1 protein-coding gene and 1 pseudogene are annotated in these 6,287 nt (G+C 74.1%); both read left to right on the top strand.

The window, feature by feature from the left end:
• The coding region (locus ACFQ7Q_RS37225) for a phosphopantetheine-binding protein (protein WP_383563415.1) at window positions 1–839 on the top strand (839 nt) is incomplete at its 5' end.
• A 73-nt stretch (window positions 840–912) separates the two neighbouring features.
• Window positions 913–6,287: pseudogene (locus ACFQ7Q_RS37220) on the top strand (beta-ketoacyl synthase N-terminal-like domain-containing protein); the annotation flags it as partial.

Below are 6,287 nucleotides of genomic sequence, written 5' to 3'. Positions count from 1 at the left end.
CCCTCGCCTGGGGACTCTGGGACGAGCGCAGCTCGTTGACGGAGAAGCTCGGGGAGGCCGACCTGGCCCGGATGGCCCGGGACGGCATCCTGCCGATGCCGCCGGCCGAGGCCCTGCGGATGCTCGACACCGCCCTCGGGTCGGACGAGGCGCTGCTCTACCCGGCGCGGCTTGACCTCTCCGCCCTGCGGACCCTCGCGGCTTCGGGGACGGGCCCCGAGCCGCTGCTCGGTCTGGTTCGCGGCGGGGCCGTGCGGCGGACCGCGGCGGCGGGCACGGGGGGCCGGCCGGGCGCCGGGGCCGTCCCGCTCGCGGACCGGCTCGCGGCGACCCCGGCGGAGAACCGCGAGGGCCTTCTCCTCGGCCTGGTGCGGGAGCATGTCGCGGCGGTGCTCGGCCACGGCTCGCCGGACCGGATCGATGCCGAACGCGGGCTTCTGGACCTCGGGTTCGACTCGCTGACCGCCGTCGAGTTCCGCAACCGGCTCAACGCCGTCACCGCGCTGCGGCTGCCGACGACGGTCGTCTTCGACCATCCGACCCCGGCGGCGCTCGCCCGGCACCTGCTCGCCGAGCTGGCCCCGGCGACCGGTCCCGCCGACCCGGCGGGGCCGCTGGAGGCGATCGAACGGCTCGACGCGCTGCTCAGGCAGCACTCGGCCGGCGCCGCGGCGGCGGGCGCGGCGGAGGCGGCGGAGATCACCCAGCGGCTGCAGCACGTGCTGCAGAGCTGGCACAGCCTCACCGCGTCCCTCGGGGAGGTCGACGACGGCGGCCTCGACTCCGCGACGGACGACGAGCTCTTCGACGCCCTCGACAAGGAGCTCGGCCTGTCCTGACCCCCGTCCCGGCGGCCTCCGCCGGTCCCGTACACCCGTCATCACCAGCAGTGAAGGTTGAGCTCCCGTGGCGAACAACGAAGACAGGCTCCGCGACTACCTCAAGCGGGCGACCACCGATCTGAGGCAGGCCAGGCGCCGGATCTCGGAGATCGAGCAGGCGCAGCACGAACCGATCGCGATCATCGGCATGGCCTGCCGCTACCCGGGCGGGGTCTCCTCCCCCGAGGACCTGTGGCGGCTGGTCAGCGAAGGCACCGACGCCATCGGGCCGTTCCCCGGGGACCGGGGCTGGGACGAGGACCTGTACGACCCCGACCCGGAGGCCGTCGGCAAGTCCACCACCGCGCACGGCGGCTTCCTCTACGACGCCGCGGAGGCCGACGCGGCCTTCTTCGGGCTGAGCCCGCGCGAGGCCATGGCCACCGACCCTCAGCAGCGGCTGCTGCTCGAAACGGCCTGGGAGGCGTTCGAGCGGGCGGGCATCGACCCGACGTCGCTGCGCGGCAGCGACACCGGCGTCTTCGCGGGGGTGATGTACAACGACTACGCCTCGCGGCTGCAGCCCGCGCCGGAGGAGTACGAGGGCTATCTGGCCAGCGGCAGCCTCGGCAGCGTGGCGTCGGGCCGACTGGCCTATGTCTACGGCCTGGAGGGTCCCGCGGTCTCCGTGGACACCGCCTGCTCCTCCTCGCTGGTCGCCCTGCACCTGGCGGCGCAGTCGCTGCGGCAGGGCGAGTGCTCGCTGGCGCTGGCCGGCGGCGCGACGGTGATGTCGACGCCCAACACCTTCGTGGAGTTCAGCCGGCAGCGCGGTCTCGCGGCCGACGGACGCTGCAAGGCGTTCGCCGACGGCGCCGACGGGACCGGCTGGAGCGAGGGCGTGGGCCTGCTGCTCGTGGAGCGGCTGTCGGACGCGGTGCGCAACGGGCACCCGGTCCTCGCGGTCGTGCGGGGCACGGCCACCAACCAGGACGGCGCGAGCGGTCGGCTGACGGCGCCGAACGGGCCGGCGCAGGAGCGGGTCATCCGGCAGGCGCTCGCCAACGCGCGACTGACGGCCGATCAGATCGACGCGGTCGAGGCGCACGGCACGGGCACGACCCTGGGCGACCCGATCGAGGCACAGGCCCTGATCAACACCTACGGCCGTGAGCACGACGCCGAACGCCCGCTCTGGCTGGGCTCGCTGAAGTCCAACATCGGTCACACCCAGGCCGCGGCGGGTGTCGGCGGCGTCATCAAGATGGTGATGGCGATGCGGCACGGAACGCTGCCGCGCACGCTCCACGTCGACCGGCCCACGGACCACGTCGACTGGTCGGACGGTACGGTCCGGCTGCTGACCGAGGAGCGGCCGTGGAGCGCCGCAGGCGAACTGCCGCTGCGTGCCGCCGTGTCGTCGTTCGGGATCAGCGGCACCAACGCGCACGTCATCGTCGAGCAGGCGGTGGAACAGCCCGCCACTCGGCCGGACGATCAGCCCGCCGAGGAGCCGGACGACCAGTCTCCGCGGGCGGACGCCTCGCTCGAGGACGAGGCCGAACCCGCGGTACTGCCCTGGCTGTTGTCGGCCAAGAGCGACGAGGCGCTGCGCGAGCAGGCGCGGCAGCTCCACACGTACGCCGCCGAGCACCCGGCGACGCCCGTCCAGGACGTGGCCGCCTCACTCGCCGCCCGTACCCGCTTCGACCACCGGGCCGTCGTCGACACCACCGACCGCGCCACGCTCCTCACCGGCCTCGCGGCACTCGCCGAAGGCGCCGACGTTCCCGGCGTGACCACGGGCACCGTGACCCCCGGCAAGACGGCCTTCCTCTTCACCGGCCAGGGCAGCCAGCGACTCGGCATGGGCCGCGAACTCTACGAGACCCACCCGGTGTTCGCCGCCGCGTTCTGCGAGGTGTGCGACCGCTTCGACGCGATCCTCGACCGGCCGCTGCACGAGGTCATGTGGGGGCAGGACGCGGAGCTCCTGAACCGGACCGAGTACACGCAGGCGGCGCTGTTCACGCTGCAGACCGCGCTGTACCGGACGCTGGAGCACGACGGCCTCACCCCCGACGTGCTGATCGGCCACTCGATCGGCGAGATCGCCGCCGCGCATGTCGCGGGGGTTCTCTCGCTGCCGGACGCGGTCTCGCTCGTCGCCGCCCGGGGCCGGCTCATGCAGTCCGCCCGCTCCGACGGCGCCATGATCGCGCTGCGCGCCTCGGAGGAGGAGGTGCGGGCGGTGCTCGGCTCCGTCGGCGACGATCTGGACCTCGCCGCCGTCAACGGGCCCGAGGCCACGGTGATCTCGGGCGCGCCGGATGCCGCCGAGGCCGTGGCGCAGCACTTCGCCGCGCAGGGCCGCAAGAGCACGCGTCTGACCGTCAGCCACGCCTTCCACTCGGCCCACATGGACGGCGTCCTCGACGACTTCCGCCAGGCCATCACCGGCCTGACCTTCCACACCCCGAAGATCCCCGTCATCTCCAACGTCACCGGACTCCCCGCCACCGGCGACGACCTCGTCACCCCCGCCTACTGGGCCGAACACATCCGCCGAGCCGTCCGCTTCCACCCCGGCATCCAACACCTCGAAACCGACGGCACCACCCGATACCTCGAACTCGGCCCCGACGCCACCCTCACCGCCCTGGCGCAGGACACCCTCACCGCGCCCGCGACCCTGGCGCCCACGCTCCGCAAGAAGGCCCCGGAGGTGGCGTCGTTCAACGCCGCGCTGGCCCGCCTGCACACGGGCGGCCACAGCCCGGCCGCGTGGCTCCCGGACCGTACGTCCGTTCCGCCGGAGGGGCTCCCCACCTACCCGTTCCAGCGGGAGCGCTTCTGGCTCTCCCCCGGCGCCACGACGACGGATGTCGCCGCCGCGGGCCTCGTCTCCTCCGAGCATCCGCTCCTGGGCGCGCTTGTGACCCTCGCCGACACCGACCAGCTGGTCCTCACCGGCCGGATCTCGCTGCGCACGCACCCGTGGCTCGCCGACCACACCATGGGCGGCTCCACTCTGCTCCCGGGCACGGCCTTCATCGACCTCGCCCTGCACGCCGCGAGCCACACCGACACCCCTACCGTCGAGGAACTCACCCTCGAAGCCCCGCTGGTGCTGCGCCCCGACGACGCGGTGACCCTGCATGTGACGGTCGGTCCCGCGGCCGCCGACGGCAGCCGGTCGCTGACCGTCCACTCGCGCACGGACGACTCGGGGTCCTGGACCCGGCATGCCTCCGGCACCCTGACGGACACCGGCCCGGCCCCCGAGGCGCTCACCTGGCCCCCGCCCGGCGAGAAGATCGACCTGACCGGTCTGTACGAGCGTCTCGACGCCCACGGCTACAGCTACGGCCCCGCATTCCAGGGCCTCACCGCCCTCTGGCGCGACGGCCACGACCTCTTCGCAGAGATCACCCTCCCCGAAGGCATCGACACCACCGGCCACACCCTCCACCCCGCACTCCTCGACGCCACACTCCACCCGTGGGCGCGGGAGGTCATGGGCGAGGACGCCGAGAGCGTCCTGCTGCCGTTCAACTGGCAGGGGGTGGCACTGCACGCCGTGGAGGCGACCCGGGTCCGGGTCGGACTGACCCGTGCGGGCGAGGACACCATGCGGCTGCGGATCACCGACCCGACGGGCGCTCCGGTCGCCACGGTGGAGGCGCTCACCGCTCGGGCCGGCGCCCTCGCCGACCTGACGGCCGCCGCCGACGAGGGCGCGGGGGCCCGTACCCCGCTCCATCTGCTCGACTGGAAGCCGCTGCCGGTCTCCGACGCCCCGGCGGAGGTCCCGGGCGGTGTCGTGGTCCTCGGCGCGGACCCGTTGGGGCTGGCGGCCGCGCTCGGCGCGGAGATCCACACCGACCCCGCCGCGCTGCACGCCGCCGTCGCGGCCGGCGCCGAGGCTCCCGGAATCGTGCTCGCCACCTTCGTCGACGACGCGGTGGACGAGCACGACGCCTCCGCGGCCGACGACCTGCCGGACCGGCTGCACGCGGTGACCGTCCGGGCCCTGGAGCTGACGCAGCGCTGGCTGGAGCTGGAGTGGCCGGCCGGCGCCACGGTCGAGCCCCGGCTGGTCGCTGTCACCCGAGGGGCGGTGGCCGCCCGGCCCGGCCCCGAGATCCGGGATCTGGCCGCGTCCGCCGTCTGGGGCCTGCTGCGCTCCGCCCGGACCGAACACCAGGACCGGTTCGCCCTGTTGGACGTCGACGGCGCGTTCCAGGAGCGTACGGAAGGGCTCGCCACGGCCCTGTCGACGCTGCTCGCCGGGGACGAGCACCAGCTCGCGGTCCGGGACGGCGGGGTCTACGCGCCCCGGCTGGTGCGGGCCGACGCGGCGCCCGAGGTCCTGGTGCCGCCGAAGGACACCCCGCACTGGCGGCTGGACGTGCACAGTTCCGGCACCCTGGGCAATCTGGCGCTGCTGCCCGCGCCCGAGGCGGGTGCGCCGCTGGGCCGGGGGGAGGTGCGGGTCTCCGTGCGGGCCGCGGGGCTGAACTTCCGTGACGTCCTTGTGGGTCTCGGCATGTACCCGGGCGACGAGGCGCGGATCGGTGGCGAGGCGGCCGGTGTCGTCCTGGAGACCGGACCCGGGGTGACCTCGGTGGCGGTCGGCGACCGGGTGATGGGGCTGTTCCCGCTGGGTGCGATCGGACCGGTCGCGGTGACGGACCACCGGTGGGTGACCCGGATGCCGCAGGGCTGGACGTTCACCGACGCGGCCGTCCTCCCGGTCGTCTTCCTCACGGCGTACTACGGCCTGGAGGACCTCGCCAAGGTGCGCCGGGGAGAGTCGCTGCTCGTGCATGCCGCGACCGGCGGTGTGGGCATGGCCGCGCTTCAGCTGGCGCACCACTGGGGCCTCGAGGTGTACGGCACCGCGAGCCGGCCGAAGTGGGACGTGCTGCGGTCGCTGGGCGTCGACGAGGCCCGGATCGCCTCGACCCGCACGCTCGACTTCGAGGAGCAGTATCGCGAGGCGACCGGCGGCCGGGGCTTCGACGTGGTCCTGAACTCGCTGGCCCAGGAGTTCGTGGACGCGTCACTGCGGCTGCTGGCGCCGGGCGGCCGCTTCCTGGAGATGGGCAAGACCGACATCCGGGACGCCGCCGAGGTCCAGGAGCGGTACGCGGGCGTGACGTACACCGCGTACGACCTGATGCGGGTGGAACCCGAGCGGGTCCAGGAGATGCTGGTCGAGCTGGTGCGGCTCTTCGAGTCGGGTGCTCTGCGCCGGCTGCCGGTGACCGCGTGGGACGTGAGTCACGCACCGGAGGCGCTGCGGTACCTGAGCCAGGCCCGGCACACGGGCAAGGCGGTGCTGACGCTGCCCGCGCCGCCCGACCCCGAGGGGACGGTGTTGATCACCGGTGGCACCGGCGCGCTCGGCAGCCTCCTCGCCCGCCACCTCGTCACCCACCACGGCGCACGCCACCTCATCCT

The organism is Streptomyces sp. NPDC056527, assembly GCF_042794475.1.
Taxonomy (GTDB): domain Bacteria; phylum Actinomycetota; class Actinomycetes; order Streptomycetales; family Streptomycetaceae; genus Streptomyces.
This window is presented reverse-complemented; position numbering and strand designations above follow the sequence as displayed.